Raw genomic sequence first — 23,987 nt, 5'->3', positions numbered from 1 at the left:
CCAGCATGAACGGCCGGGCGGTGTCCCGCACGGGGGCTCGGGCGCGGGCGCCCTCCGCGCGACCGGCTCGCGGACGGGGACGCCCCGGACCGGGCAGGTCCGGGGCGTCGCCGCGCGAAACCGACGAGGGTGGAACCGGCGCAGGCTCAGCCCTGGCCGCGGTCGCGGGCCTTGGCCCTGGCCTGCTCGCGCTTGCGGTTGTTGGCCTCCAGCACGACCTTGCGCACCCGCACCACGCTCGGCGCGACCTCGACGCACTCGTCGGCGGCGCAGAACTCCAGCGCCTCCTCCAGGCTGAGCGTGCGCGGACGGGCCAGGCGCTCCAGCTCGTCGCCGGTGGAGGAGCGCATGTTCGTCAGCTTCTTCTCCCGGCACACGTTGACGTCGAGGTCCTCGGCCCTCGGGTTCTCGCCGACGACCATGCCCTCGTACACGTCCGCGCCCGGCTCGACGAAGAACGTGCCGCGGTCGGCGAGCTGGAGCATCGCGTAGGAGGTGACGGCGCCGGAGCGGTCGGCGACCAGCGAGCCGTTGTGCCGCGTGCGCAGCTCCCCGACCCAGGGCTGGTAGCCGTCGAACACGTGGTGCGCGATGCCGGTGCCGCGGGTCTCGGTGAGGAACTCGGTGCGGAAGCCGATCAGGCCCCGCGACGGCACGACGAACTCCAGGCGGATGCGCCCGGTGCCGTGGCCGCCCATGGTCTCCATCCGGCCCTTGCGGTTGGCCAGGAGCTGGGTCACCGCGCCGAGGTGCTCCTCGGGCACGTCGACGGTGAGCTTCTCGAACGGCTCGTGCAGCTTGCCGTCAATCGTCCGGGTGACCACCTGCGGCTTGCCGACGGTCAGCTCGAAGCCCTCACGGCGCATGGTCTCGACCAGGATGGCCAGCGCCAGCTCGCCCCGGCCCTGCACCTCCCAGGCGTCCGGCCGCTCGGTGGGCAGCACGCGCACGCTGACGTTGCCGACCAGCTCCGCGTCCAGCCGGTTCTTGACCAGGCGGGCGGTCAGCTTGGTGCCGCCGCCGCGCCCGGCCAGCGGCGAGTTGTTCACGCCGATCGTCATCGAGATCGCCGGCTCGTCGACCGTGATCCGCGGCAGCGGGGTCGGGTTCTCCGGGTCGGCGAGGGTGTCGCCGATGGTGATGTCCGGGATGCCGGCGATGGCCACCAGCTCACCGGCGGCGGCCTCCTCCGCCGGCACCCGCTCCAGCGCCTCGGTCACCAGCAGCTCGGAGATGCGCACCCGCTCGACCACGGTGTTGCCGTCGCCGTCGGCGCGGCACCAGGCCACGGTCTGGCCCTTGCGCAGCCGGCCGGCGTGGATGCGGCACAGCGCGATCCGGCCGAGGAAGGTCGAGGAGTCGAGGTTGGTCACCAGCGCCTGCAGCGGGCCGTCCGGGTCGGCCGAGGGGCCGGGCACGTGCCCGAGCAGGACCTCGAACAGCGGGTCGAGGTTCTCGCTGTCCGGCAGCCCGCCGTCGGCGGGCTGGGTCAGCGACGCCCGGCCGGCGCGCGCCGAGGCGTAGACCACCGGCAGGTCCAGCACGGAGTCGTCCGCGCCGACCTCGGTGGCCAGGTCGAGCAGCAGGTCGTGGGTCTCCTCGACGACCTCGGCGATCCGGGCGTCGGGGCGGTCGACCTTGTTGACCACGAGCACGACGGGCAGGCCGGCGGCCAGCGTCTTGCGCAGCACGAACCGGGTCTGCGGCAGCGGGCCCTCGCTGGCGTCGACGAGCAGGACGACGCCGTCGACCATGGACAGGCCGCGCTCGACCTCGCCGCCGAAGTCGGCGTGGCCGGGGGTGTCCACCACGTTGATCGTGACGACCCCGTCCGGCGTGTGCCGCTGCACCGCCGTGTTCTTGGCCAGGATCGTGATGCCCTTCTCCCGCTCGAGGTCGCCGGAGTCGAGCACCCGGTCGACCGGCTCGGCCCGCTCGGAGAAGGCGCCCGACTGCCGCAGCATGGCGTCGACGAGGGTCGTCTTGCCGTGGTCGACGTGCGCGACGATGGCGATGTTGCGCAGGTCGTCCCTGGTCGCGGGCAGGGCGGCGGTGCGGGCTTCGGTGCTGGTAGGCACGCGCGTGCTCCCGTGTGGGTCAGGACTGGGTCGTCAGGACGGGGTCCGGTGAACGGGGGAGGCCGCCAGCGCACCAGCACGCGGTGACGACGACGTCACCAGGGCAACAACGCACATGCGGCCTCGTTCAGCTTAGCCCGCCCTACCAAGTGACCGGGGCCACGTCCTGATCAGGTAAGGCTTACCTTAATGTCCACTCCGCATTCGACGGGAGAGGGACGTGGGCGGCGACGGCGCGAAGAAGATCGAGAAACTGAGGAAGAAGGCCGGGAAGTGCTGCCGGTCGAAGCCGCGCTGCACGAAGTGCCCGGTTGCCGCCCTCCTGCGACTCAAGGAGAAGGAGCGCGAGAAGAAGAAGCGCTGAACGCCCGCGATCCGACGGGCGAAAGGCGCGATGATGGGATGATGCCGACGCTCCGGAAGGCCGACCTCGGCGCGCCGCTCCCGGCCCACCGGTCGACCTTCACGGAATTGCTCTTCGCTTTCCCGGGGAAAGCTCAAGAAAGATTAATGGTACGGAGTACGGGAGGTCGGCCGACCGGCGTCAGCCGGCGAGCGCCTCGTTGAACGCGAGCATCGCCGGCGCGGTCCGCGTGGCGTCGAACTGGATCACGTCGTACCGGGCCAACCGGCGCAGGACCAGCGGATCCCTGGCCAGGATGGCGTCCACCCTCCCCCTCGGCATCGGGCCGACCAGAACGATCTGCGCGGCGTTCCCCCGGCAGCGCCCGGAGGCCAGGAAGCTCCCGGCCTCGTACTCCCCCGCCAGCCACTCGGCGTGTTCGGGAAGCACCAGTGCGATTTCGTCCACCGACGCGAGGTGGTGCAGCAGCGCTACGTACATACAAGCAAGGTAGCGCCGTGGGGACGGGTATTCACCCGGAGACCCGAAGTCCACGCAAAATTGATGTCGCGGTGACCTGGCGCGATCATTTCACCGGTTCGGCGTATGCCGCCAGCGCCGGACTTGTCCGGCTTGCCTGGAATTCCAGGATCTCGTGGTGGACCAGTCGCCGGACGGCCAGCGGATCACACGCCAGGATCGCGTCCAGTCGACCGCGCGGCATCGCCCTGGCGATGATCACGTCTCCGTCACGCGTGTGCCGGCGGCCGGACGCCAGGAAGTTCCCGGCGGCGTAGTGCTCCGCCAACCAGACCGCGTGGTCCGGCAGGAAGTTGTCGACCTGGTCCAGGGGCGCGGCGAAGTTCAGCAGCACGACATACACCGTTTGAGGCTAGTGCTGGACAGCGCCGCCCGCTCGCGCGCTAACCTGCCGCGGTGCGCGTGACAACGCCGACCACCCAGTGGTGGGCCGCCTGACGGCGGCCCCAGCGACGCGCACGCGCAGACCGGATGGCCGCCCGCAGGCGGCGGCCCCGGCGGTGCCAGGTCCTCCTCCCCGACGGGCGGCGTGGGAATCGAGGAGGCAGCACATGACCCGGCTCTCGGGAATCCAGCCCACCGGGGCCGCCCACCTGGGCAACTACCTCGGGGCCGTGCGGCGGTGGGCCGCCGAGCAGGGACCGGACGACCTGTACTTCGTGGTCGACCTGCACGCCATGACCGTGCCGCACCATCCCGGCCAGCTCAGGGCCAGGACCAGGGAGCAACTCGCGATGCTGCTCGCCGCCGGGATCGACCCGGAGGTGGCCTGCGTCTTCGTCCAGTCCGACCTGGTCGACCAGCTCGGCGCGCTGACCTGGCTGCTGGAGTCCACCTGCACCTTCGGCGAGGCCAACCGGATGACCCAGTTCAAGGAGAAGGCGGCCGGCCAGGCGTCGGTGCGGCTGAGCCTGCTGACCTACCCGGTCCTGATGGCCGCCGACATCCTGCTGCACGGCGCGGACGAGGTGCCGGTCGGCGAGGACCAGTCCCAGCACCTGGAGCTGGCCAGGACCCTGGCCCGGCGCTTCAACACCACCTACGGCGAGGTGTTCCGGGTGCCCAGGGGCACGCTGCCGACCGTCGCCGCCCGGGTGCGCGACCTCAGCGACCCCAGCCGCAAGATGGCCAAGTCCGCGGGGGACGGCGCGGGAACGATCTACCTGCTCGACCCGCCGGACACCGTGCGCCGCAAGGTCCAGCGGGCGGTGACCGACACCGTGGGCGAGGTGCGCTACGACCCCGAACGGCAGCCGGGCGTGGCCAACCTCCTGGAGATCCTGGCCGCCTGCACGGGCGTCAGCCCCTACACGGCGGCGGGCGGCCTCGACTCCTACGCCGCCCTGAAGTCGGCCGTGGCCGACGCCGTGGTCGACACCCTCCGACCGGTCCGCGAACGCACCACCGAACTGCTGGCCGACCCGGCCGAACTGGACCGAATCCGCGCGGCGGGCGCCGACCGAGCCCGCCAACGCGCCCAACCCCGCCTCGAAGCCGCCCTGAAGGTCATCGGCCTCCGCTGACCACGGCCCCGACCCGGCGCCCGGCCCGCACCACCCCCGGTGCGGACCGGGGTCGGCGGGGGCTCACCGCTCCGCGCGGCGCAGCACTGTGCCGATCCTGGCTCCGGCCACGTTTCCTGCCAGCACCGCGGCGGCGACCGCCACCACCGCGGCGACAAGCAGTCCGACCCACGGCCACGGAGTCCAACTCACCTTGAGTGCGGCGAGCACCGCCGGGGTGGCCGCCACCGTGACAGCTACGCCCACACCCACACCGAGCGCGGTCACCGTTCCGGCGTGGGAGCCGCTCAGCCACGACCGGAACCGGCGGTCCGCGCCGACCGCCGCCATCGCCGACAGCTCAGGCCGGATCTCCCGCGTCGACAGCGACACCGTGACGAAAGCGAGGGTCGCCGACACCAGGGTCAGCAGCGCGATGATCGCCACGGTGCTGGCCCGGTAGACCTCGGCTGCCCGGGGTCCCCGCTCCACGTCCAGCCGGAAGAAGCCGGCGCCGATGTCGGCCGACAACACCGCGCGAGCACGATCCTCCTGCTCAGGGCTGATTCCTCCTTCGCGAGCGGGTGCGGGAGCGAAGAGGAAGACGTCGTTCGGCTGCACGACAGCGCCCAACCTGTCCAGTCCCTCCTGGGTCACGTAGACCATGGGCAGGTGGCCGTAGGCGGACCGGCTCCGCGCCACGAAAGCGGGGAGCGTCGCGCTGACCGTCCTGGCCGGCGCGCCGTTCGTCGGGCTGGCCGGGTCCGGCGCCTGGACCGTCAGCACCCCGCCGGGAGCCAGCCGGTCGTCGAGCACCAGAGCCCGCCCCTCCGCCAGCGCCTGCCGCTCCTCGCTGCTCACCGCCCTGCCCAGAACCAGGTCCACCTGTGCCCCGTCGATCACCGCAACCGGCGTGTTCGGGGTGGGGAAGCCGGTAGCCAGCCGACATCTCTCCTGGTCCAACGGCTCCGAACCAGGGATGGGGCCTCGTCCGGCCAGACATTCCGTGACCGGCCCCAGCGCCTGGTAGTGACCCCAACTGCTGAGCCGGTCCATCCCCTGCTGGCGAGGTGGGAGCGGCGGGCTGGCGATCCCGAGGCGCACCACCCGGTCAACGCCGAGAGCCTCAGCCATCGCACGCAGTGTGGTCGGCTGCGGGGTCCTGGACGCGAAGACGAAGGCGGAGCCCGGTGGCGACACCGGGACGTGGGTGTTCTTCGCCTGCTCGGTCAATCCACCCATCGCCGCCAGGACAAGTCCACCAACCAGGGTCAGGCTGGCCACCACCATGCCCAGAGCGACGGCCCGGCCCGGAGATCGCCCGGTGATCCGCAACCCGAGCCTGGGCAGCAGGCGCCAACGCCGGCCGCCACGAGCCAACACCGGTAGTACGACGCGCAACAACATCCCCACGCCGACGACCAACGCGAGCGCGCCCACGAGCACCATCGGCAGAGCCCCCAGAGCGGCCCCACCCAGGAGCGACACCGTCCCGCCCGCGAGGAAGGCGAACACGGCGGCCGGCACGCTCCGCCTGCGGAGTTGGGGTTCCACCTGGTCCACGCCGCGCAGTGCGGCCACGAGGTCGCCCCGAACACCTCGGGACGCCACCCACGCCGCGACCGCCGGGGTCATGACGCCCAGCCCCACCAGCGCGAGCAGCGGGAGCAGGTCCAACCGCAACGGGCCCCAGACCTGGTAGCTCCGTGCCGCGAGCACAGGAACCAGTGGCCAGGCGGTGAGCACTCCGACCACACCGGCGACGAACGTCGCCACCACCCCGACGAACAGGCCCTGACACGTGATCACCAGGCGTCGGAGCCCGGGCCCGGCGCCGGCCACGGCCAACAACCCGAGCTCCCGCCGGCTGCTTCGGACGACGATCGCGTAGGCCGCACCCAGGACGAGGCCGATCTCCACCACGACGAGAACCGTCACGCCGAGGATCAGCGGTCCGCTTCCCTCCCCGCCCATCTCTGCCTGCTGCCGGTACAGCCGGAAGGCTTCCGCACGCGTCTCCAGCCGCCAGCCGTCGGTCTTCGCCCCCGCCGGGAGCTCGACGCGCTCCGGAGAGTGCCAGTTGATCTGGGCGGGCCGCTGGTCCCAGCCGGCCGCCGCTCCGGAGCGGCGGCCGCCACCGCCGTCTGCCGGACGCTCCGACATCAACCTGGCGCCCTCAGCAGGTGTCGTGACCGCGAACTGGCGAGTGGTGTCCGTGACGTCGACCAGGATTCCGGTCACTTCGGCGGGGGAGTTACCGCCACCCAGCCCCACCTCGAACCCGATTCCTGTTCCGAGGCGCTCCGCCACCGCACGTGAAATCGCGACCTCGCCGTCGCGACGGGGTGCCCGCCCCTGATGCAACTCGAATCGGCCCTGGTGGACGGGTGCGCCGAGATCGAGACCGAACCCGTCGGCGAGAGCCTGACGCCCCTGGGACGAGACCGCGAGCGGCCCGGTCACCTCGGGGAACACCGCCGCGCTTCGCCCGAGGACCGCAGCCAGCCGAGTGGGTCCGATGGTCAGTGTTTGCTGTACGCCCTGCTCGCTGACCAGCTCTGGGTTGAGCAACACCGTCTGCGACTGCCCGATCAGCCTGCTGACGAGTCTCTCCTGCGAGAAGACGCTGGTCGAGCGAAGCGTTGACAGTGCGAAACCCACTGCCAAGGGAACCGCGAGCACGGCGACCATCAGAAGCGCGCGGCGCCGGTTCCGGGTGAGGCTGCGGCTCGCGAGGCGCAGTGCCACTCGCCCCGCGCTCACGCCGCACTCCCGAACTCCAGCAAACCGTCCCGCATTCGGGCGATGCGGTGCGCACGAGCCGCAACAGCGGGATCGTGAGTAACGACGACACAGGCCACCCCGCCGCGAACCAGACTGGCCAACACGTCGAGCACCTGGTTGGCGTTGGCCGAGTCGAGGGCGCCTGTGGGCTCGTCCGCCAGGACCAACCGACGCTCTCCACAAATCGCACGCGCCAACGCGACCCGCTGCTGCTGTCCACCGGACAACGTGTCCGGAAACCGGTCCGCATGGTCGGCCATACCGACGGCGGACAGGGCCTGTTTCGCCTGTTCCACCGCGCGTGCTCGGGGAGCGCCGTCGAGTTCCAGCGGTAACGCGACGTTTTCCACCACCGTCAGGATCTGCACCAGGTTGTAGTCCTGGAAGACATAGCCGACATGCCGACGACGGTGCCGGTACAAGTCCTTTTCGGACAGTTCTCCGAGGCGTACCCCCGCGACGGTCACATTCCCCTCGTCCGGTGGCTGCAAGCCACCGGCGATCGTTAACAACGTGGACTTGCCACACCCGCTAGGCCCCATCACGGCGGTCAACGTGCCTGGCTCCGCGGTCAGGCTGACCCCGCGGACCGCGGGCACCACCACCTCGCCACTCCGATAACACCGGGAGACCTGGTCCAGTACCAGCAATGGTCTACCGATCCCTTTCGTTGCGAAAACAACGACAAACACAGGCTGTGGCCACGGTAGCCCTCACAGGCGATCGCGTCCACGGACAAGCAGGGCTTGCCGGCCCGAGTTACCGGCCCAACAAAACCTGCCACCACCCTCCCCCTTTTCAAGCCCGAATCGCGCCCAGTCTTCGGAACAGCGAATCTTTTCCTCAGTGCTGGAGGCCGCGACGAGTTCCACCGTGAAGGTCCAGCTGGTAGCACGGGAGTTCGCCCTGGAGAAATCACCGTCCCGCCGGCGAGAACAGTCATTACCGGCAAGAAGACGCAGAGGGGGACAAGGCGCACGCAATGGTCATCCCTGTGCGGGCAACCGTTAGCCCGCGCGTGTCCACCGTTCGCCGAAGATCAGCCGCGTTCGGTCTTCACACACACGCCAGCTTCCAGAGAGCTGAGCGCCGCCAGCTCCATGGGGTCCACTGGTCAGGACGTCGCAAGCCGCCCTGCGCGGCGCGGTGTTGTACGAATATTCGGTTGAACGTGCTGATCAGGCCTCAGCGCAGGGGGTTCTCGTCGCGGCCGTGGACCTGGGCCGGGGGGTGGGTGGCCTCCACGGCCGTGAACGGTTCGAGGATGCGGTAGGTGTGCTGGGCTCCTCGGGGCACCACCCACGAGTCGCCCGGTTCGAGCAGGACGGTCTGGCCCTCGCTGCGCAACTCGGCCCGGCCGCTGATCACGTATCCCACGGTCTCGTAGTCCCTGGCGACCTCGGGCTTGTCCGCGTCCGGCTGCTCGTCCCGCCACAGCCGCATGCTCAGGCTCACGCCACTGGCCAGGTAGACCTGGCCCAGCGCGCCGTGCGGCGAGTGCCTGCCGTCCACCTTGGTGATCGAGCTGTCGCCCATCGCGCACCTCCTCGGCTCCGCGACCGCCCGTGCCTGTCGGACGGCGGGGAGCCGCCGCGAGGTGATCGACTCCGGGATCCGGGCCGGGTGGCCGACACCCACGAGCCTAGGAGCGGGCGGTGGGCTCCGCAGGGTTGGCGGGCGCGAGCAGCCGGCGCAGGGCGGGCACGACGACCCGGTCGGCCGGCAGCCAGTCCACGCCAGCCAGGTCGGCGGCGGCGAGCCAGCGCACGGCCTGGTGGTCGTACGGCGTCGGCTCCGCGGCCGGGTCGGTGAGGTGGGCGGCGAGGATGCGCAGCACCTTCCCGCCGGGCAGCGGGATGTCCGGGCCGACCTGGGGGCCGGGCGCGACGTCCACCCCGAGCTCCTCCCGGCACTCCCTGACCAGCGCCTCGACGTCGGACTCCCCCGGCTCGACCCGTCCGCCGGGCAGCTCCCACTGACCGGCGTGCTCGGCGGGGTAGGCCCGCTGCTGCGCCAGCAGGCGACCGTCCCGGACCACGGCCGCGCCGACCACGACCGGGGCCGCCGCCAGGTGCTCGGCCCGCTCCCGCACCCCGCGGGCGCGGTTGGCGAGCACCCGCAGCACGAGCCGCCGGCCGAGCACGGAGTCCGCGACCCGCCCGAGGGGGCCACCGGGCGTCGTCCACGCCAGGGTGTCGGTGACCAGGGTGCCGGCCCCGGTCTCGGCGAGCGTCACCTCGTGCCGCAGGCGGGTCAGCGGGCCGGCCACCAGGACGGTGCTCATGCCCTCGACGCCGAGCCGGAGCACGCGGGTGCGCAGCCGGGCGCCCGGCACAGCGGGCAGCCGGAACTCGACCTCGTCGCCCTCGGTGAACAGCCCTGGGGCGGCGGTGTGCGCGACGAGCTCGGCCGGCGCGGCGATCCGCCGGGCCAGCTCGACGTCGAGGAGGGCGGCGGCGACCGCGCGTCGCGGCGCGGAGGTCAGCAGCGTGTTGCGCAGAACGGGCACGTCTGCCGATCCTGGCACGACGGCGGGCGGACGCGCCGTGATGGGCGGGCACGGCTTGGTCGGCGGACACGGCCCGTGCGCCGGTTTCCTCTCCGACCGCCCGGTTCGGCCCCGAGCTGGGCGAAGAGAGCTGCGCCACAGTGCGGCAAAACCGCTCTGGGCCGGCACGGTGGTCAATATCGTTTGCCGGGTCAATCACTGACTGATCTTTCTGGGGAGGACGCATGTCGATGCGCAAGTTCCTGTCGGCGATCGGGGTGGCTGGCGTGGCCCTGCTGGCCTCCGCCACCTTCGCCACCACGGCCTCCGCCGCGCCGTCCGCCGAGGCGGCGCCCCAGGCCGCCTTCGCCAAGGACTGCCGGTGGCGGGCGTCCGAGACCGTCAAGATCCGCAACGCGCCGAGGACCAGCGCGGCCGCCATCGGCCAGGTCAACAAGGGCGAGCGCGTGTGCGCGACCGGTCACGTGGTCAACGGCGGCAAGTACACCGCCTGCGGCCGCACCGACGACCGCTGGGTGCCGATCGGCCGCGGCCGTTACATCGCCGGCATGTGCATCGAGTTCACCGGCTGATTCCGGTACTCGCGGGAGGACGGACGCCCCCACGTCGGGGGCGTCCGTTTTTCGTCATCTGACGGAAGACGACCCCACGAGCGGCGGAGGTCGCCCTCACCGCGACAGCGCTGTCGCGAGTGGACAGTCTCTTACGGACTGTCCCTTGTGGACTGTCATCTGTGGACAGTCACCACGGCGAGGCCGGCCAGCGGACCTCGAACCGGGCGCCGCCCTCGGGGGAGCTGCCCACCGAGACCGAGCCACCCCGCCGGCGCACCATCTCGGCCACCATCGCCAACCCCAGCCCCGCGCCGCCGGTGTCCCGCGCCCGGTCGTCCTGGACCCGGTAGAAGCGGTCGAACACCCGCGCGCGGTGCTCCTCCGGCACGCCCGGCCCGTCGTCGTCCACGACCAGCCGCACCTCGCGCCCGTTCGGCAGCACCGAGACCCTGATCAACGCCCTCGCGTACCGCCGGGCGTTGCCAACCAGGTTGTCCACCACGGCCGCCACCTCCGTGGGCGCGGCCAACACGGCCGCCGGCACGAGCGCCTCCACCCGCACCCACCGCGCCCCGGCGGCCTCCGCCCGCCGCACGGCGCCGGCCACCGCCGCCACCAGGTCGACCCGCGTCACCGGGGGCAGCCGCCCCGCGTCCGCGCGGGCCAGGGTCAGCAGGTCGTCGACCAGGTGCGACAGCCGCTCGGCCTCCTCGGCCACGTCGCGCAGCACCTCCTGCGCGGTGTCCGGGTCGGGGTGGGCCACCGCGACCTCGGCCTGCGCGCGGATGGAGGCCACCGGCGAGCGCAGCTCGTGCGCGGCGTCCCCGGTGAAGCGGCGCAACCGCGCGCTCGCCTCGTCGCGCCGGGCGAGCATGTCGTTGAGCGCCTCGGCCAACGCGCGCAGCTCGTCCCGCGACTCCGGCACCGGCAGCCGCTCGCCGCCGGGCAAGGTGGTCGCCGCCAGCCGCATCCGCTCCACCGGCCGCAGGGACCGGCGCACGGCGACCCACGTCGTCACGGCGACGACCGCGCTGCCGATGACCACCCCGACCCACAGCCAGCCGATCCCGCGCCCGAGAACGGGCACCAGCCCGGCGACGTCGGTGCCGGTGACCACGAGCCGCTGCGCCCCGTCGGGCGCGGTGACCACGGTGCCCATCCACCGGAACGGGAAGCGCCGCTCGTAGTCGAGCACCGCCTCCCCCGCCTTGACCCGCCGCAGCTCGCCGTCGTCCAGGCTGGTGGGCGGCCCGTCGTCGACCGGCTGACCGCCGGTGTCGAGCACCCGGACCAGGACGTCGGCCCGGCCGCTGACCGGGGCGTCGCCCTGCGCCACGGCCACCGCCGCCGGGTCGAGGACGTGCCGCAGGTCGCTGTCGACCCTGCGGAGCATGAAGTCCGAGACCAGCCCCATGCTCAACCGGGCGAGCAGGACGAAGAAGAACCACGCGACGGCGGTGGCCACGGCGGTGATCCGGAACTGCACCGTGCGGCGCTGCCACCAGCCCCGCACCCTGCGGACCAGGCGTCTCATCGCGGGAGGGGGTCGGCCGGACGCGAGCCGTCGGCGACGCCGTCGGGTTCGTCCGAGGCCAGGTAGCCGTGCCCGCGCACCGTGCGCACCAGTCCTCCGGCGCCGACCGCGTCCAACTTCCGCCGCAGGTAGCCCACGTAGACCTCGACCGCGTTGCGGGTCGCGGCCTGCTCGTCGCCCCACACCGCGCGCAGCAGCTCGTCCTTGGTCACCACCGAACCGGCCCGCCCGACCAGCGCGTCCAGCACGGCGTACTCCCGGGGCGACAGCGACACGGGCCGCCCGGCGAAGGCGACCTCCCTGGTGGCGCGTTCGACCACCAGCTCACCCAGCCGCAGCCGCCGGCCGCCCACCGTCGCGGCGCCCCGCCGCAGCATCGCCCGCACCTGGGCCACCAGCACCACGAACGAGAAGGGTTTGACCAGGTAGCCGTCGGCGCCCAGGTCGAGCCCGTCGGCCTGGTCGATCTCGCCGTCCTTGGCCGAGACCAGCAGCACCGGGGTGTGCACACCCTCGGCGCGCATCCGCTCCAGCACTCGGTACCCGGACAGGCCGGGCAGCATGATGTCGAGCAGCACGACGTCGAACGACCCCGTCAGCGCCGCCCGCAACGCGGACGGCCCGTCGGCCGCGGTGAGCACCTCCATGCCCTCGGCCGTCAGCCCCCTGCGCAGCGCCCTGCGCACTCCGACCTCGTCGTCGACGACGAGCACCCGCGGTCCCACGCCCCCAGCATGCCGGGCACGACCGACGTGGCACCCTCCGTTCTCAGTGGTCTCTCAGCTCGCCGCGACGTTCTCAGCGAGCTCTCAGCGGCGGCCGGCCATGGTCGTGGTGGGGCCGCGGCCGAGCGGCCCCACGAGGAGGCACACATGAAACGCAGGAAGGCGACGCTCACCGCCGCCGCTGCCGGCACGGTGGCCGGCGTGGTCGGGCTGGGGCTGCTGGCGCTGCCGACCAGCGCGAGTTCGGCGCCCTCGCTGCCGCCGGTCGGCGCGGAGCAGCTCGTGGAGTCGGTGCTGCGCGAGCAGCCGCCGGCCATGGGCGGCACGGTGAAGGTCGACAACGCGCTCGGCCTGCCGGCCATCCCCGGCGTGCCCGAGGGCTCGGCGCTGCTCGGCGGCGGCGAGACCAGGGTGTGGCTGGACGGCCACGGCCGGGGGCGGGCCCAGATCGCCAGCTCCGGCCGCGAGCAGACGATCGTGCACGACGGGACGACGACCTGGCGGTGGGACTCGTCGTCCCGGACCGCGGTCCGGTCCACCCACCCCGACGCCAAGAAGCCCGAGGGCACCGTCGACCCGTCGGCCGCCGCCCGGCAGCTCATCAGCACGATCCGCTCGTCGAGCACGGTGGCCGTCGACGGGACCGCGCGCGTGGCCAACCGCGACGCCTACGAGCTGGTCCTGACGCCGGCCCCCAGCGAACGCACGGTGCTGCGCGAGGTGCGGGTCGCGGTGGACGCGGAGAAGCGCGTCCCGCTGCGGGTGACCGTCCTGGCCAACGGCTCGTCCGACCCGGTGCTCCAGGCCGGGTTCACCGAGCTCGCGTTCGGTGAGCAGGACGCCGGGCTGTTCAAGTTCGAGCCGCCGGCCGGCGCGACCGTGAAGGACGACGAGCGGAAGCCGGACCGGAACGCGGCCAAGGACCACCCGAAGCCGAAGATCGTCGGCGACGGGTGGGACACCGCGGTCGTCGTCGACCTGCCGAAGGGCAAGGAGCGCGGCGAGCAGGACCCGCTCGCGATGGTCAAGCAGCTCGGCAAGCCGGTCGAGGGCGCGTACGGCAGGGGCTGGCTGATCTCCACCAAGGTCGGATCGGCCCTGGTGACCGAGTCGGGCCGGGCGGCGCTCGGCGCGGTGCCCGAGCAGGTGCTGGTGGAGGCGCTGGGGAGCACCCGGTGACCACCGCCCCGCTCACCGCGGAGCACGGGGTGGGGGCGGCTTCGGCCGCCCCCACCCCCGCCGCCCGCACCTCCGGGTTGCGCAAGGTCTACGGGAGGACCGTCGCGGTCGACGGGATCGACCTGACGGTGCCCGAGGGCGCGGTGCTGGGCATGCTCGGCCCGAACGGGTCGGGCAAGACCACGACGATCCGCATGCTGCTGGGCCTGACCGCGCCGTCGGCCGGCGCCGTGGAGCTGTTCGGCCGGCCCATGCCGGACTCGGCGGCCGAGGTGCTGCCGTTCGTCGGCGCCCTGGTCGAGGGGCCGGGGTTCCACCCGTTCCTGTCCGGGCGGGACAACCTGCTGCGCTGCGCGATGGCCGAGCCGCTGCTGCCGGCGCGCGCCGGCGCGCGGGAGCTGCGGGCCGCGGTCGACGACGCGTTGGAGCGGGTCGGGCTCGCCCACGCTGCGACACGCCGGTACCGGGGCTACTCCCTGGGCATGAAACAGCGGCTCGGCCTGGCCGCCGCGCTGCTGGTGCCCCGGCGGATGGTGGTGCTGGACGAGCCCACGAACGGCCTGGACCCGGCCGGCACCCGCGAGGTGCGGCAGGTGATCGCCCAGCTGCACGCGGCTGGCACGACGGTCGTGGTGTCGTCGCACCTGCTCAGCGAGATCGAGGCCACCTGCACGCACGTCGCGGTGATGAACCGGGGGTCGCTGGTCGCGCAGGGGGAGCTGGCCGACCTGCTCGACGGCGGCACGCCCACGCTGGACGTGGTCACGCCGGACCGGGAGGCCGGCCTGGACGCGTTGCGCGCCGCCGGCATCACCGCCCGCGCCGAGGTGGGCGGGCTGCTGGTGGAGCTGACCGGGACGGACGCGCCGACGGCGGTGGCGACGCTGGTGCGGGCCGGGGTCGCGGTGCACGAGGCCCGGCGGCAACGCACGGGCCTGGAGGAACTGTTCGCGCGGCTGACGGAGGACGAGCGATGACGACGACAGCCGACCACGCCGCCGCGCCGCTGGCCGGCCCCGTCCCGAGGACGAGCACGCTCCGGCTGGTCCGCTCGGAGCTGCGCTGGGTGCTGCGCCGCCCGCGCACGCTGGTCGCCCTGGGACTGCTGCTGCTGGTGCCGGTGGCCATGGGCGTCACCCTGGTGCTGTCCTCCACTCCCGCCGGGGGCTCCGGCCGGGGCGGGCCACCCCTGTTGGGCGCGGTCATCGGCAACGGGCTGGTGCTCCCGATCGCCGCCCTGTCGATCACGATGATGTTGTTGATGCCGCTGGTCGTGTCCATGTCGGCGGCGGACGCGCTGGCCGGCGAGGCCGCGCACGGCACGTTGCGCGGGCTGCTGCTGGCCCCGGTCGGCCGGGTGCGGCTGGTCCTGGTGAAGGCGGTCGGCGTCCTCACCGTGGCGGCGCTCGCCGCCGGGGCCGTCGCCGTCGGCGGGTGGGTCACCGGCGTGGCGCTGATCGGCGGCGACGGCCTGGTCACCCTGTCGGGCACCACGCTGCCGCTGGGCACGGCCACCCTGCGGGTCGCGCTGGCCGCCGCGTGGGTGGCCGCGCAGATGGCCGCCGTCGGCGCGGTCGCCCTCGCGGTCTCCGCCGCCACCGACCACCCGCTCGTGGTGATGGCCGCCATCATGGCCGGGCTGATCCTGTTCACCGTGCTGGGCGGCCTGTCCGCGCTGGACTGGCTCCACCCGGTCCTGCTCACCGACGGCTGGCTGTCCCTCGCCGACATGCTGCGCGACCCGCTGCCGACCGACAACCTCGTCACCGGTCTGCTCCGCGCGGGCTGCTATGCCCTGATCGGTCTCTCCCTCGCGATCGCGCGCACCACCACCCGGGAGGGCTGACCCGCTCCGCCGACCCACCACCCTTCCCCGCCGGGAGCACGTCCAGCACGCGGCCCATCCCGGGGAAGACACCGCCGAGCTGCGAGGTCCGCTCCAGGGTCCTTCGGGTCCGGGCGGCGGGGGTCAGGCGGGGCGGGTCATCTCCAGGAACTCCCACTCGGTGCCGCGGGCGGCGCGGGTCCGGACGCGTCCGTGCCGGAAGCCGGCGCGCTCGGAGACCGTGATCGCCCGGGCGTCGAAGGTCGCCACCCACACCACGAACCGCGTCGGCGCGAAGTGGTCCCTGGCGAAGTCCAGGCCCGCCGCCAGGAACGCCGCGCCGAGCCCGTGCCCGGTGAGGTCGGGGCGCAGGCCCAGGTTGATCTCCAGGTCACCGTGGTCGCGCGCGAAGGAGTAGTAGCCGACGAGGCCGGCGGACCCGCTGTCGACAGCCCAGAACGCGTCGCCCCGCGCGTCCGGGTCGAGGAGGGCGGCGCGGCCGTCGGCGTCCGCCCCCGGGTCGTGGAACGCGTGCTCGTCGGGATAACGCCAGGCCGCCACCAGTTCGGCGTCGGCGTCGGCCATCGCCCTGATCCGGAACTCCACGCCCCGCAGTAGACGGCACCCGCGCCGCCGTCGGTCACGCGGGGAGGAGCGCGAGACCGTCCGGATCGAGAACGAGCCGCACCACGTCACCAGGGCTCGGAGCCGAACCGACCGGCGCGGTCGCGTCGAGCGTGCCGACGGCACCAGCGGTGCCAGCGGCTCCGTCAGCACCAGCGGCACCAGGCCTTTGATGCTGCCGGCGGCGACGCCAGGCACGCGCACCTGCAACCGGACGTGCTCACGGCGGAGCCCTCGACTACCTCGGCCGTGACCCCGCCGCCCTCCCCCTCTCCCGCGACCCGCAGCGTGGTGGCGCGCAGACCAAGTCACGCAGGACCGCCGGGCGCCCTAGATCCGGCATCGCAACGCCATGAGGAAAACGGCACCAACCGCCCGTGATCACGCGGGGAGGAGCGCGAGACCGTCCGGATCGAGAACGAGCCGAACCTCGTCGCCCGGGCTCGGGGCCGAGCCGACCGGCGCGGTCGCGTCGAGCGTGCCGACGGCACCAGCGGTGCCAGCGGCTCCGTCAGCTCCGTCAGCGCCGTTCTCGATGCCGGCAGCGGCGACGCCGGGCACGCGCACCAGCAGCCGGACGTGCTCGCGACGGTGGACGCGCTGGACCACCTCGGCCGTGATCCCCCCGCTCTCCCCCTCGCCCGCGACCCGCAGCGCGGTGGCGCGCAGGCCGAGCCGCGCGGGCCCGTCGGGCGCGTCCGCGCCGACCGCCGCGTCGCCGAGCGCACTGGTCACGACGCCGTTGGCGACCCGTGCCGGCACGACGGCGGTGCAGCCGAGGAACCGGGCGACCCGCTCGGTGGCCGGGCGACGCCAGACCTCGGCCGGCCGCCCGACCTGGAGCAGGCGCCCGGCGCTCATGACGGCCACCCGGTCGGCCAGGGTGAACGCCTCGTCGTGGTCGTGGGTGACCAGCAGCGCCGTGGTCCCGGTGCGCCGCAGGAGGTCGGCGAGGTCGACCGCGAGCTGGTCGCGCAGGGCGCGGTCGAGCGCGGACAGGGGCTCGTCGAGCAGCAGCAGCCGGGGGTGCGGCGCGAGCGCGCGGGCCAGCGCCACGCGTTGCTGCTCGCCGCCGGAGAGCTCGGTGACCCGACGCCGCTCGTAGCCGGCGAGCCCGACGAGCTCCAGCAGCTCGGCCACCCGGTCGGCCTGCCCGCCCCGCTCGACGCCCCGCATGCGCAGGCCGAAGGCCACGTTGCCGGCCACGTCGCGGTGCGGGAAGAGCTGGCCGTCCTGGAAGACCAGGCCGAACTCCCTGCGGTGGACCGGGACGTCGGCCAGGTCCCGTCCGTCCCAGCGGATCTCGCCCTCGTCGGGCCGCTCCAGCCCGGCCACGGCCCGCAGCAGGGTCGACTTGCCGCAGCCCGACGGGCCGAGCAGGGCGAGCACCTCGCCGTCCGCCACCGAGAGGTCCACGCCGGACACCGCGGTGAGACCGCCGTAGCGGACCGTCACTCCGTTGACCTGCAACGCCATCGGGTCAGAACTCCCCCACCTCGGCCACGCGGGCCCGTTCGACCAGCAGGACGACCGCCGCGGTGAGCGCCATGAGCAGGGCGCACGCGGCGTAGGCCATCTGGTTGTTCAACTCGCCCGGCCGCGAGATCAGCCGGCCGACGGCCACCGGCAGCGTCGGCGCGTCCGGCCGGGCCAGGAAGCTGGTCGCGCCGAACTCGCCCAGCGCCACCACGTAGGCGAAGCCGGCGGCGGCCAGCACCGCCCGGCCGACCATGGGCAGGTCCACCTCGCGCCACACCCGGAACGGGCCGGCGCCCAGGGTCGCCGCCGCCTGCCGGAGCCGGTCGTCCACCGCGCGCAGCACGGGCAGCACGGTGCGCACCACGAGCGGCGTCGCCACCAGGGCCTGGGCGAAGGGCACCAGCAGCGGCGAGGTGCGGAAGTCGCCGGGCAACGCGTCCATCGTGACCAGGTAACCGAAGCCGACGGTGACCGCGGAGACCCCGAGCGGCAGCATCAGCGCCACGTCCATCGCGTGGGCGAACCGGGGGCTGCGCCGGGGCAGGCGCGACAGCGCGACCGAGGCCAGCACGCCGAGCGCCATCGCGAGCAGCGTCGCGTCGAACGCCGTGCGCAGGGAGTTCACGGCGGCGGCCAGGCCGGACACCCCGCCCAGGGTGTCGTTCTGGCCGGAGCCGAGCAGGGCCCGGTAGCCCACCAGGCTCCAACCGTCCACAGTGGACAGAGAGCGGACGACCAGCCCGACGATCGGCACCATCAGCAGCGCGACGACGCCGGCCGCCAGCGCGACCACGCCCCACTCCCCGCCCTGCGGGCGACGCACCGTCTCGGCGGCCCGCCGCAGCCGCAGCGCCGTCTCCCGCCGCCGGCGCGCCCGCGCGCCCAGCGCCAGGGCGGCGACCACGGCGGCGAGCTGCAACAACGACAGGGCCGCCGCGCCCCTGAGGTCCAGCAACTGCACCGTGCGCAGGTAGATCTCGGTCTCCAACGTGCGGTACCGCGCGGCGCCGAGCACCAGCACGACGCCGAAGCTCGTGGAGCAGAACAGGAACACCACGGCGGCGGCCGAGGTGATCGCGGGCGTGAGCGACGGCAGGACCACCGAGGTGAACGCGCGCCAGCGCGAGGCGCCCAGGGCGCGCGCGGCGTCCTCGGCCCGCCGGTCGGTGTGCGCCCACAACCCGCCGACCGTGCGCGCCACCACCGCCACGTTGAAGAACCCGTTGGCCAGGACGATGGCGAGGACGCTGCCGTCGTCGGACCCCGCGAACAGGGTCCGGAACGCCATCCCGACCACCACCGTGGGCAGCACGAACGGCAGCGTCACCAACAACCGGACCAGCCCGCGCAGGGGCACCGCGCACCGCGCCATGAGGAACGCCACCGGCATCCCGGCCAGCAACGCCAACGCGGTCGCCGCCACGGCCTGCCCGAGCGTGAACCCGACGAGGGACCAGGTCTCGGCGCTGGTCAGCAGCGCGAGCACGCTGGGCCCCCGCTCGGTGGAGCGCAGCCCGATGCCGACGATCGCGGCCACCGGCCACGCGAAGAACACCGCGAGGAAGCCGAGCGGCAGCGCCGCCGCGCCCGCCAGCGCCAGTCCGGCGAGGCGGGCGCGGCCAGCGGGGCGAACGCGGCCGGCGCCGGGCCGGCTCAGCCGCGCACCGTCTTGCGCCACTGCTCCACCCACCGCTCCCGGCCGGCCTTCACCTGGTCGGCCGGCAGCTCGGCGGACCGCTCGGGCAGCGGGGCGGCCCGCTGCCACGCCTCGGGCAGCGTCACGCCCTCCCTGGCCGGGTAGACGTACATGCTCTCCGCGACCTTGGCCTGGAACTCCGGCGACACGAGGAAGTCGACGACCTTGCGGGCGTCGTCGACGTTCTTCGCGTTCGCCAGCACGCCGGCGTACTCGACCTGCCGGTAGCAGGTGTCGAGCAGCGCCTTCGTGCGCGGCTTGCCGTCGTCGCCGATCGTGAACGCGGGCGAGGAGGCGTAGGAGACCACGATCGGCCGCTGCCCCTTGCCGCCCGTGCCGGCGGAGAAGTCCTGGTTGTAGGCCTCCTCCCAGCCGGAGGTGACCTTCAGGCCGTTGCCGCGCAGGCGCGTCCAGTAGTCGGCGTAGCCGTTCTCGCCGTACTTGGCCACGGTGGCCAGCAGGAAGGCCAGACCCGGCGAGGACGTGGCCGGGTCCTCGGCGACCAGCAGGTCCTTGTACTGCGGCTGGGTCAGGTCGTCGAGGGTCTTCGGCTCGGCGACGCCCCGCTGCTGGAACCAGCCGGTGTCGACGTTGAGGCAGACGTCGCCGACGTCCACCGCCGTGAGCCGGTCCTGGCCGCCCTGCGGCGCGTACCGCTGCGGCCCCCTGTCGCCCTCCGCGGCGCGGTACGGCTGGAACACGCCCTCGTCCAGCGCGCGCGAGGCGAACGTGGAGTCCACGCCGAAGGCGACGTCGCCGATCGGGTTGGACTTGGTCAGCACGAGCTGGTTGGTGAGCGCGCCGCCGTCGCCGCTGGCCCGCACCTCCAGCTTCACGCCCGTGCGCTTCTGGAAGTCCTCCAGCAGCTCCTTGGGCGGGCTGAACGAGTTGTGCGTGACCAGGACGACCTTGCGCTCTCCCCCCGCGTCCGAGCCGCCGGAACCGCCGACCAGCGAACAGCCCGCGCCGAGCGCGACCGTCGCGACCAGGGCGCCGGCGCGGACGGCGCGACCAAGGGCGGTGCGTCCAAGGGCGGTGCGACCAAGGACGCCACGCCTGACAGCGCTGCGGTCAGCGACATTGCGGCGCACGCCTACCTCCAGTCCGTTCCGGGGCGCGCGCGTCGTCGACAGCCTCCCTGCGCCGGCATGATCCGGATCAGGTTCGGACGGTCGAGGGCCGCGCGCCCTCCTCTCAGCCCAGCGCACCGGGCTCCCGTGGCGAACGCAGAGCTTACGCCGGGGTCGCGCTCCGGACCGACGCCGACCACCATGGGGGCATGGCCGAGCTGCTGAGCGACGACCGGATGACCACGGCGTTGGGCACGCTGCCCGACTGGCGGCGCGAGGGCGACGCGCTGGTCCGCAGCGTCACGTTGCCCAGCTTCCCGGACGCGATCCGGGTGGTGAACCGGGTGGCCGAGATCGCCGAGAACGACAACCACCACCCGGACATCGACATCCGCTGGCGCACGCTGACGTTCCGCTGCTCGACCCACTCCGCCGGCGGCGTCACCGAGGCCGACATCTCGCTGGCGGAGGAGATCGACGGCGTCCTCGACGCGCTGAGCTGACCCGGCCAGCCCTCGGGCGGCCCGACATCGGGCGGCCGCGCTCTCAGGCGGGCAGCCCCTCGCCGCGCGCCACCGGGGCGAACTCCGGCGCGTCCGCGACTCGGGGCCGGACCGCGACCGCCACGGCGGCGAGGGTCAGCACCGCGCAGGCCGGGTAGACCCAGCCCAGCGCGGACAGGTACCAGGGCCGGGGGATCACCCAGATCGACGGCTGGGCCTGGAGCAGCTTGGAGATCACGTAGCTGAACAGCGCCACCATCCAGGCCACGAGGGCCACCCGGGCCGGCGCGTGCCGGCGTTCCGGCCCGAACATCAGCCACACCACGGTCGGCAGCAGCCACACCCAGTGGTGCATCCACGAGATCGGCGAGACCAGCAGCCCGAACACCTGCACGGCGACCAGGGTCGCCAGGGTGTCGCCGGCGCGCACCGCCGCGCGCAGCGCGAAGCCGGTGAGCACGGACACGGCGACCACCGCGACCACCCACGGCAGACCCATGCCCACGTCGTAGCCGAGGGTGCGGGACAGCGCGCCCCGCAACGACTGGTTGATCGCCGACCCGACCGGCCCCACCCGGCCCGCGTCGCCCAGCAGCTCGAACCAGAACCGCCGGGACTGGTCGGCCGAGACCAGCCAGCCCAACCCCACCGTGGCCGCGAAGACCCCCGCCGACCAGGCCGCCGCCGCCCACCGCCTGGTCACCAGGAAGTACAGGCCGGACACGGCCGGGGTCAGCTTCACCCCGGCGGCCAGGCCCACGCTCGCCCCGGCCAGCGACGAGCGGGCGCCGATCATCCCGGCCATCAGCAGCGCCGCGAGCGGCAGGTTGATCTGCCCGAAGTAGAAGTTGCTGCGGATCGGCTCCGCCCACAGCAGCACCGCCACCGTGAGCATCGCCCAGCGCTGCCAGCGGTCCCGGTCGCTCGCCCAGCGCTCCCCCGCCACCAGCCGGAACGACGTCCGGACCAGGTACCAGACGCACAGCAGCAGGCCCGCGTACCAGACCGCCCGCGCCAGCATCCACGGCAACGCCGACAGCGGCAGCAGGACCATCGCCGCGAACGGCGGGTAGGTGAACGGCAGCGGGAAGTCCGGCGTGAACTCCGAGTAGGTGAACTCGTAGAGCCGGCTGGTCAGCAGCGACGGCGGAGCGTCGTGGTAGACGCGCAGGTCGAACATGGCCCGGTGGTCGCCCTGGACCAGCAGGAACAGGCCGCCCACCACCGAGGCGGCGAGCAGCCAGGGCGCGACCGGCAGCGCCCGTCGTTCGATCCAGCGAAGAGCGATCCCCAACCTTGTTCCCCGGCGCCGCAGGTTCGGTGTGCCGCGGGTCTCCCGGCCCCTCTGGAGGACCGCTGTCGGCGACAACCGTCGTCGAACCGGAAAGTGCCCGCGCCCTACCTTACGTAGCGCGAGAGCGTGACGCCCCGTCCCCCCGTCGCCACCAACATCACACTCCAGGGACACGATCTCCCCGCGAACGCCCACCCGGCCGCGCCGGTGTACCCGCTCCAGGTGAGTTCCTCGTAACATTCACCTGTCCCCCAAGTGCAACTTTTGTCCCAGCGGGCGGACATGCCCGGGGGCGTTCCAGAGCTCACCCACGAGGCGGGGGTCTGCCTTGACGAAGCTCCACCCGCACAAAGAGATCAACAAGGTACTGGCGGAGCTGGTCAGGGACGGCTGGCGACTGGAGAAGCAGGGACACGGGTGGTACCTCTACTGCCCCTGCCCCGACCAGGGCGTGATCATGGTTGCCAGCACTCCGAGGAACCCCGAGGGCCACGCCAGGGCCATCGAGCGGCAGGCGGCCCGCTGCCCGGACCGACACTCGCTGGACGGGCGACCCCGCCCCCGAAGGGAGTGAACCTGTTTCGGGCGGGAAACAGGGGTGATAGCTTCGACGCACCGCACCACGTCGGGGAGGGCGGCATGACTCAGTTCGAGTTGATCTTCGCTGTCGACGGGCTGGCGGAGGGTGCCGTATGGGCGATTTACGAGGACTTCGACGCCCTCGTCGCAACCCACGGCACGACCACGCTGCTCACCGTCACCACCCCCGGTCCCACGGCCCCCATGGCCGCGAAAGCCGTTGTGGCAAAACTCGAAAAGACAGCCCGAGTCGTTGTGCAGCGCTGCTACGAGGATCTCGTCAACCGCGTCGACATCGCAGAGCGCTGTCGTACGACGCCCCAGGCGGTAGGGCAGTGGATTCACGGGAAACGCCGGCGCGAAGTGCCTTTTCCGGAGCCCTTCAACCTCGTCAACGGCGGAGTGTGGCTCTGGGGAGAGGTGAACGAGTGGCTACGTCGGTCAGGAAAGCCGTCCGACGACGTCCAGTTCCCGTGCCGCGCCGACTACTACGAGATCAACCACTGGCTGAACGAACGCAGAACACAGCGACGGCTTTCCGCCGTGAACGCCCAGCCGGTGCGGTCCTCGAAACTTCCTCCGGCGCATCTCGGCCGTTCCCGGCGCGTCGAGGCGCGGAACTTCTGGGGACAGGCCACGGACGACGCGCGGGCAGCACGGTGATGGCACGCCAGGTGCGGTCACTCGAAGAGCTCCTCTCCCTGGCGGAAGTCGAGGACGTCCAGTTCTACGAGGTGCACGGACGCGTGCTCGAAGGACTCGACCCCGTCGAGAGCGGCGGTTACGACGACGGCCTGACGGAACAGCCGCACGCCACCTCGCGGGTCCTGCTCCAGGACGACAGCCTCGGCTTCCGGCTCCGCCTCACCGTGCGAAGCCCCCTCGCCGAGTACGTGTCGGACGCCGCCGTCCTCTTCAGGCTCGCCGAGCCGGTTTCCGACATCGACCCCGACATCGTGGGGGCCTTCATCCAGCGTGAGGCGTTCCCCGTCCTGTACCCGTTCGTCAGGCAGTCCATCTTCGACCTGGCGTCGAGAATGGGAGTGGAGAGCGTCGTCCTGAGTCTCGCCCGCCTCGGCGAAACAAACTTCACTTTGAATCTGGCGGCGGAGGATTCCGGCCGCGTGGACAACGCGGACTAGCGACAGCGAACCGCTGACGGGCAACAC

24 protein-coding genes and 1 riboswitch are annotated in these 23,987 nt (G+C 73.0%); of the genes, 10 read left to right on the top strand and 14 right to left on the bottom strand.

Going from position 1 to position 23,987, the window contains the following annotated elements:
• Nucleotides 1–146: 146 nt before the first annotated feature.
• Nucleotides 147–2,078, bottom strand: a complete 1,932-nt coding sequence (typA, locus tag BUE43_RS23530; RefSeq protein WP_073487009.1) for a translational GTPase TypA — start codon at nt 2,076–2,078, stop codon at nt 147–149.
• A 220-nt stretch (nt 2,079–2,298) separates the two neighbouring features.
• Here typA and BUE43_RS34780 point away from each other — a divergent pair, with 220 nt between their 5' ends.
• On the top strand, nt 2,299–2,442 hold the full coding sequence (locus tag BUE43_RS34780) for a hypothetical protein (protein WP_200797656.1): 144 nt from the start codon (nt 2,299–2,301) through the stop codon (nt 2,440–2,442).
• Between the two features lie 180 nt (nt 2,443–2,622).
• Here the strand turns inward: BUE43_RS34780 and BUE43_RS23520 are convergent, their stop codons facing one another.
• Nucleotides 2,623–2,922, bottom strand: coding sequence for a YciI family protein (locus tag BUE43_RS23520; protein ID WP_073487005.1), 300 nt, complete (start codon nt 2,920–2,922; stop codon nt 2,623–2,625).
• 85 nt (nt 2,923–3,007) lie between these two features.
• Nucleotides 3,008–3,304 carry a YciI family protein gene (locus BUE43_RS23515; RefSeq protein ID WP_073487002.1) on the bottom strand — a complete coding sequence of 99 codons (297 nt, stop codon included), beginning with the start codon at nt 3,302–3,304 and terminating at the stop codon, nt 3,008–3,010.
• Between the two features lie 208 nt (nt 3,305–3,512).
• Here BUE43_RS23515 and trpS point away from each other — a divergent pair, with 208 nt between their 5' ends.
• Complete coding sequence (gene trpS / locus BUE43_RS23510) at nt 3,513–4,484, top strand: tryptophan--tRNA ligase (protein ID WP_073486999.1); 972 nt, start codon at nt 3,513–3,515, stop codon at nt 4,482–4,484.
• 63 nt (nt 4,485–4,547) lie between these two features.
• Here trpS and BUE43_RS23505 read toward each other — a convergent pair whose 3' ends face one another.
• The 4 genes from BUE43_RS23505 to BUE43_RS36035 form a co-directional block, all read right to left on the bottom strand.
• Nucleotides 4,548–7,226 carry an FtsX-like permease family protein gene (locus BUE43_RS23505; RefSeq protein ID WP_073486997.1) on the bottom strand — a complete coding sequence of 893 codons (2,679 nt, stop codon included), beginning with the start codon at nt 7,224–7,226 and terminating at the stop codon, nt 4,548–4,550.
• Nucleotides 7,223–7,846: an ABC transporter ATP-binding protein gene (locus BUE43_RS23500; RefSeq protein ID WP_083960112.1), complete on the bottom strand. Its 624-nt coding sequence runs from the start codon at nt 7,844–7,846 to the stop codon at nt 7,223–7,225. Before BUE43_RS23500 ends, BUE43_RS23505 begins: the two co-directional genes overlap by 4 nt.
• A gap of 586 nt (nt 7,847–8,432) precedes the next feature.
• The gene (locus BUE43_RS23495) at nt 8,433–8,783 is read right to left on the bottom strand and encodes a cupin domain-containing protein (RefSeq protein WP_073487419.1); all 351 of its coding nucleotides are present in this window, start codon (nt 8,781–8,783) and stop codon (nt 8,433–8,435) included.
• Between the two features lie 106 nt (nt 8,784–8,889).
• Entirely contained in the window at nt 8,890–9,756 is an 867-nt protein-coding gene (locus BUE43_RS36035) for an NUDIX domain-containing protein (protein ID WP_407697139.1), read from the bottom strand.
• 224 nt (nt 9,757–9,980) lie between these two features.
• Between BUE43_RS36035 and BUE43_RS23485 the strand changes: the two genes are divergently transcribed.
• Complete coding sequence (locus BUE43_RS23485; RefSeq protein ID WP_073486994.1) at nt 9,981–10,328, top strand: SH3 domain-containing protein; 348 nt, start codon at nt 9,981–9,983, stop codon at nt 10,326–10,328.
• A 169-nt stretch (nt 10,329–10,497) separates the two neighbouring features.
• Here BUE43_RS23485 and BUE43_RS23480 read toward each other — a convergent pair whose 3' ends face one another.
• Nucleotides 10,498–11,844, bottom strand: a complete 1,347-nt coding sequence (locus BUE43_RS23480; protein ID WP_073486992.1) for a sensor histidine kinase — start codon at nt 11,842–11,844, stop codon at nt 10,498–10,500.
• Nucleotides 11,841–12,569: a response regulator transcription factor gene (locus tag BUE43_RS23475; RefSeq protein ID WP_234995875.1), complete on the bottom strand. Its 729-nt coding sequence runs from the start codon at nt 12,567–12,569 to the stop codon at nt 11,841–11,843. The genes BUE43_RS23480 and BUE43_RS23475 overlap by 4 nt, the downstream gene beginning before the upstream one ends.
• A gap of 147 nt (nt 12,570–12,716) precedes the next feature.
• Between BUE43_RS23475 and BUE43_RS23470 the strand changes: the two genes are divergently transcribed.
• The 3 genes from BUE43_RS23470 to BUE43_RS23460 are packed head-to-tail and all read left to right on the top strand — an operon-like array spanning nt 12,717 to nt 15,594.
• Complete coding sequence (locus tag BUE43_RS23470) at nt 12,717–13,748, top strand: LolA family protein (protein WP_073486990.1); 1,032 nt, start codon at nt 12,717–12,719, stop codon at nt 13,746–13,748.
• A complete protein-coding gene (locus BUE43_RS23465) occupies nt 13,745–14,725 on the top strand; it encodes an ABC transporter ATP-binding protein (protein WP_073486987.1) in 981 nt (326 codons plus the stop codon). The genes BUE43_RS23470 and BUE43_RS23465 overlap by 4 nt, the downstream gene beginning before the upstream one ends.
• On the top strand, nt 14,722–15,594 hold the full coding sequence (locus BUE43_RS23460; RefSeq protein WP_073486985.1) for an ABC transporter permease: 873 nt from the start codon (nt 14,722–14,724) through the stop codon (nt 15,592–15,594). The genes BUE43_RS23465 and BUE43_RS23460 overlap by 4 nt, the downstream gene beginning before the upstream one ends.
• A 123-nt stretch (nt 15,595–15,717) precedes the next feature.
• Here BUE43_RS23460 and BUE43_RS23455 read toward each other — a convergent pair whose 3' ends face one another.
• The 4 genes from BUE43_RS23455 to BUE43_RS23440 all read right to left on the bottom strand — a co-directional run bounded on the left by BUE43_RS23455 (nt 15,718) and on the right by BUE43_RS23440 (nt 20,361).
• Nucleotides 15,718–16,179: a GNAT family N-acetyltransferase gene (locus BUE43_RS23455; protein ID WP_143174343.1), complete on the bottom strand. Its 462-nt coding sequence runs from the start codon at nt 16,177–16,179 to the stop codon at nt 15,718–15,720.
• A 399-nt stretch (nt 16,180–16,578) separates the two neighbouring features.
• Nucleotides 16,579–17,673 (bottom strand): ABC transporter ATP-binding protein, encoded by a 1,095-nt coding sequence (locus BUE43_RS23450; protein ID WP_073486981.1) that lies wholly within the window; start codon nt 17,671–17,673, stop codon nt 16,579–16,581.
• 4 nt (nt 17,674–17,677) lie between these two features.
• Nucleotides 17,678–19,333, bottom strand: coding sequence for an ABC transporter permease (locus BUE43_RS23445; protein ID WP_073487412.1), 1,656 nt, complete (start codon nt 19,331–19,333; stop codon nt 17,678–17,680).
• The gene (locus BUE43_RS23440) at nt 19,330–20,361 is read right to left on the bottom strand and encodes a thiamine ABC transporter substrate-binding protein (protein WP_073487410.1); all 1,032 of its coding nucleotides are present in this window, start codon (nt 20,359–20,361) and stop codon (nt 19,330–19,332) included. Before BUE43_RS23440 ends, BUE43_RS23445 begins: the two co-directional genes overlap by 4 nt.
• A 129-nt stretch (nt 20,362–20,490) precedes the next feature.
• Nucleotides 20,491–20,601: riboswitch (TPP riboswitch) on the bottom strand.
• A gap of 50 nt (nt 20,602–20,651) precedes the next feature.
• Between BUE43_RS23440 and BUE43_RS23435 the strand changes: the two genes are divergently transcribed.
• A complete protein-coding gene (locus BUE43_RS23435; RefSeq protein ID WP_073486979.1) occupies nt 20,652–20,945 on the top strand; it encodes a 4a-hydroxytetrahydrobiopterin dehydratase in 294 nt (97 codons plus the stop codon).
• A gap of 43 nt (nt 20,946–20,988) precedes the next feature.
• On the opposite strand, the gene BUE43_RS23430 is transcribed toward BUE43_RS23435, so the two are convergent.
• Nucleotides 20,989–22,239 carry a mannosyltransferase gene (locus tag BUE43_RS23430; RefSeq protein WP_234995874.1) on the bottom strand — a complete coding sequence of 417 codons (1,251 nt, stop codon included), beginning with the start codon at nt 22,237–22,239 and terminating at the stop codon, nt 20,989–20,991.
• Between the two features lie 328 nt (nt 22,240–22,567).
• On the opposite strand from BUE43_RS23430, the gene BUE43_RS23425 reads away from it, so the two are divergent.
• From BUE43_RS23425 to BUE43_RS23415, 3 genes are all read left to right on the top strand, one after another.
• The gene (locus BUE43_RS23425) at nt 22,568–22,813 is read left to right on the top strand and encodes a hypothetical protein (RefSeq protein WP_073486977.1); all 246 of its coding nucleotides are present in this window, start codon (nt 22,568–22,570) and stop codon (nt 22,811–22,813) included.
• A 65-nt stretch (nt 22,814–22,878) separates the two neighbouring features.
• Nucleotides 22,879–23,481 carry a hypothetical protein gene (locus BUE43_RS23420; protein ID WP_073486974.1) on the top strand — a complete coding sequence of 201 codons (603 nt, stop codon included), beginning with the start codon at nt 22,879–22,881 and terminating at the stop codon, nt 23,479–23,481.
• On the top strand, nt 23,481–23,960 hold the full coding sequence (locus BUE43_RS23415) for a hypothetical protein (RefSeq protein ID WP_143174342.1): 480 nt from the start codon (nt 23,481–23,483) through the stop codon (nt 23,958–23,960). The genes BUE43_RS23420 and BUE43_RS23415 overlap by 1 nt, the downstream gene beginning before the upstream one ends.
• Nucleotides 23,961–23,987 lie beyond the last annotated feature (27 nt).

This window comes from Streptoalloteichus hindustanus (genome assembly GCF_900129375.1).
Taxonomy (GTDB): domain Bacteria; phylum Actinomycetota; class Actinomycetes; order Mycobacteriales; family Pseudonocardiaceae; genus Streptoalloteichus; species Streptoalloteichus hindustanus.
The sequence above is the reverse complement of the archived record's forward strand: the minus strand, read 5'-3'. Positions and strand labels throughout refer to the sequence as shown.

What these genes read in the sequence shown, in the direction of transcription:
- BUE43_RS23520 (WP_073487005.1), bottom strand. Translation starts at nt 2,922, where the DNA reads ATGTACGTAGCGCTGCTGCACCACCTCGCGTCGGTGGACGAAATCGCA.
- trpS (WP_073486999.1), top strand. Translation starts at nt 3,513, where the DNA reads ATGACCCGGCTCTCGGGAATCCAGCCCACCGGGGCCGCCCACCTGGGC.
- BUE43_RS23495 (WP_073487419.1), bottom strand. Translation starts at nt 8,783, where the DNA reads ATGGGCGACAGCTCGATCACCAAGGTGGACGGCAGGCACTCGCCGCAC.
- BUE43_RS23485 (WP_073486994.1), top strand. Translation starts at nt 9,981, where the DNA reads ATGTCGATGCGCAAGTTCCTGTCGGCGATCGGGGTGGCTGGCGTGGCC.
- BUE43_RS23480 (WP_073486992.1), bottom strand. Translation starts at nt 11,844, where the DNA reads ATGAGACGCCTGGTCCGCAGGGTGCGGGGCTGGTGGCAGCGCCGCACG.
- BUE43_RS23470 (WP_073486990.1), top strand. Translation starts at nt 12,717, where the DNA reads ATGAAACGCAGGAAGGCGACGCTCACCGCCGCCGCTGCCGGCACGGTG.
- BUE43_RS23460 (WP_073486985.1), top strand. Translation starts at nt 14,722, where the DNA reads ATGACGACGACAGCCGACCACGCCGCCGCGCCGCTGGCCGGCCCCGTC.
- BUE43_RS23450 (WP_073486981.1), bottom strand. Translation starts at nt 17,673, where the DNA reads ATGGCGTTGCAGGTCAACGGAGTGACGGTCCGCTACGGCGGTCTCACC.
- BUE43_RS23435 (WP_073486979.1), top strand. Translation starts at nt 20,652, where the DNA reads ATGGCCGAGCTGCTGAGCGACGACCGGATGACCACGGCGTTGGGCACG.
- BUE43_RS23420 (WP_073486974.1), top strand. Translation starts at nt 22,879, where the DNA reads ATGACTCAGTTCGAGTTGATCTTCGCTGTCGACGGGCTGGCGGAGGGT.
- BUE43_RS23415 (WP_143174342.1), top strand. Translation starts at nt 23,481, where the DNA reads ATGGCACGCCAGGTGCGGTCACTCGAAGAGCTCCTCTCCCTGGCGGAA.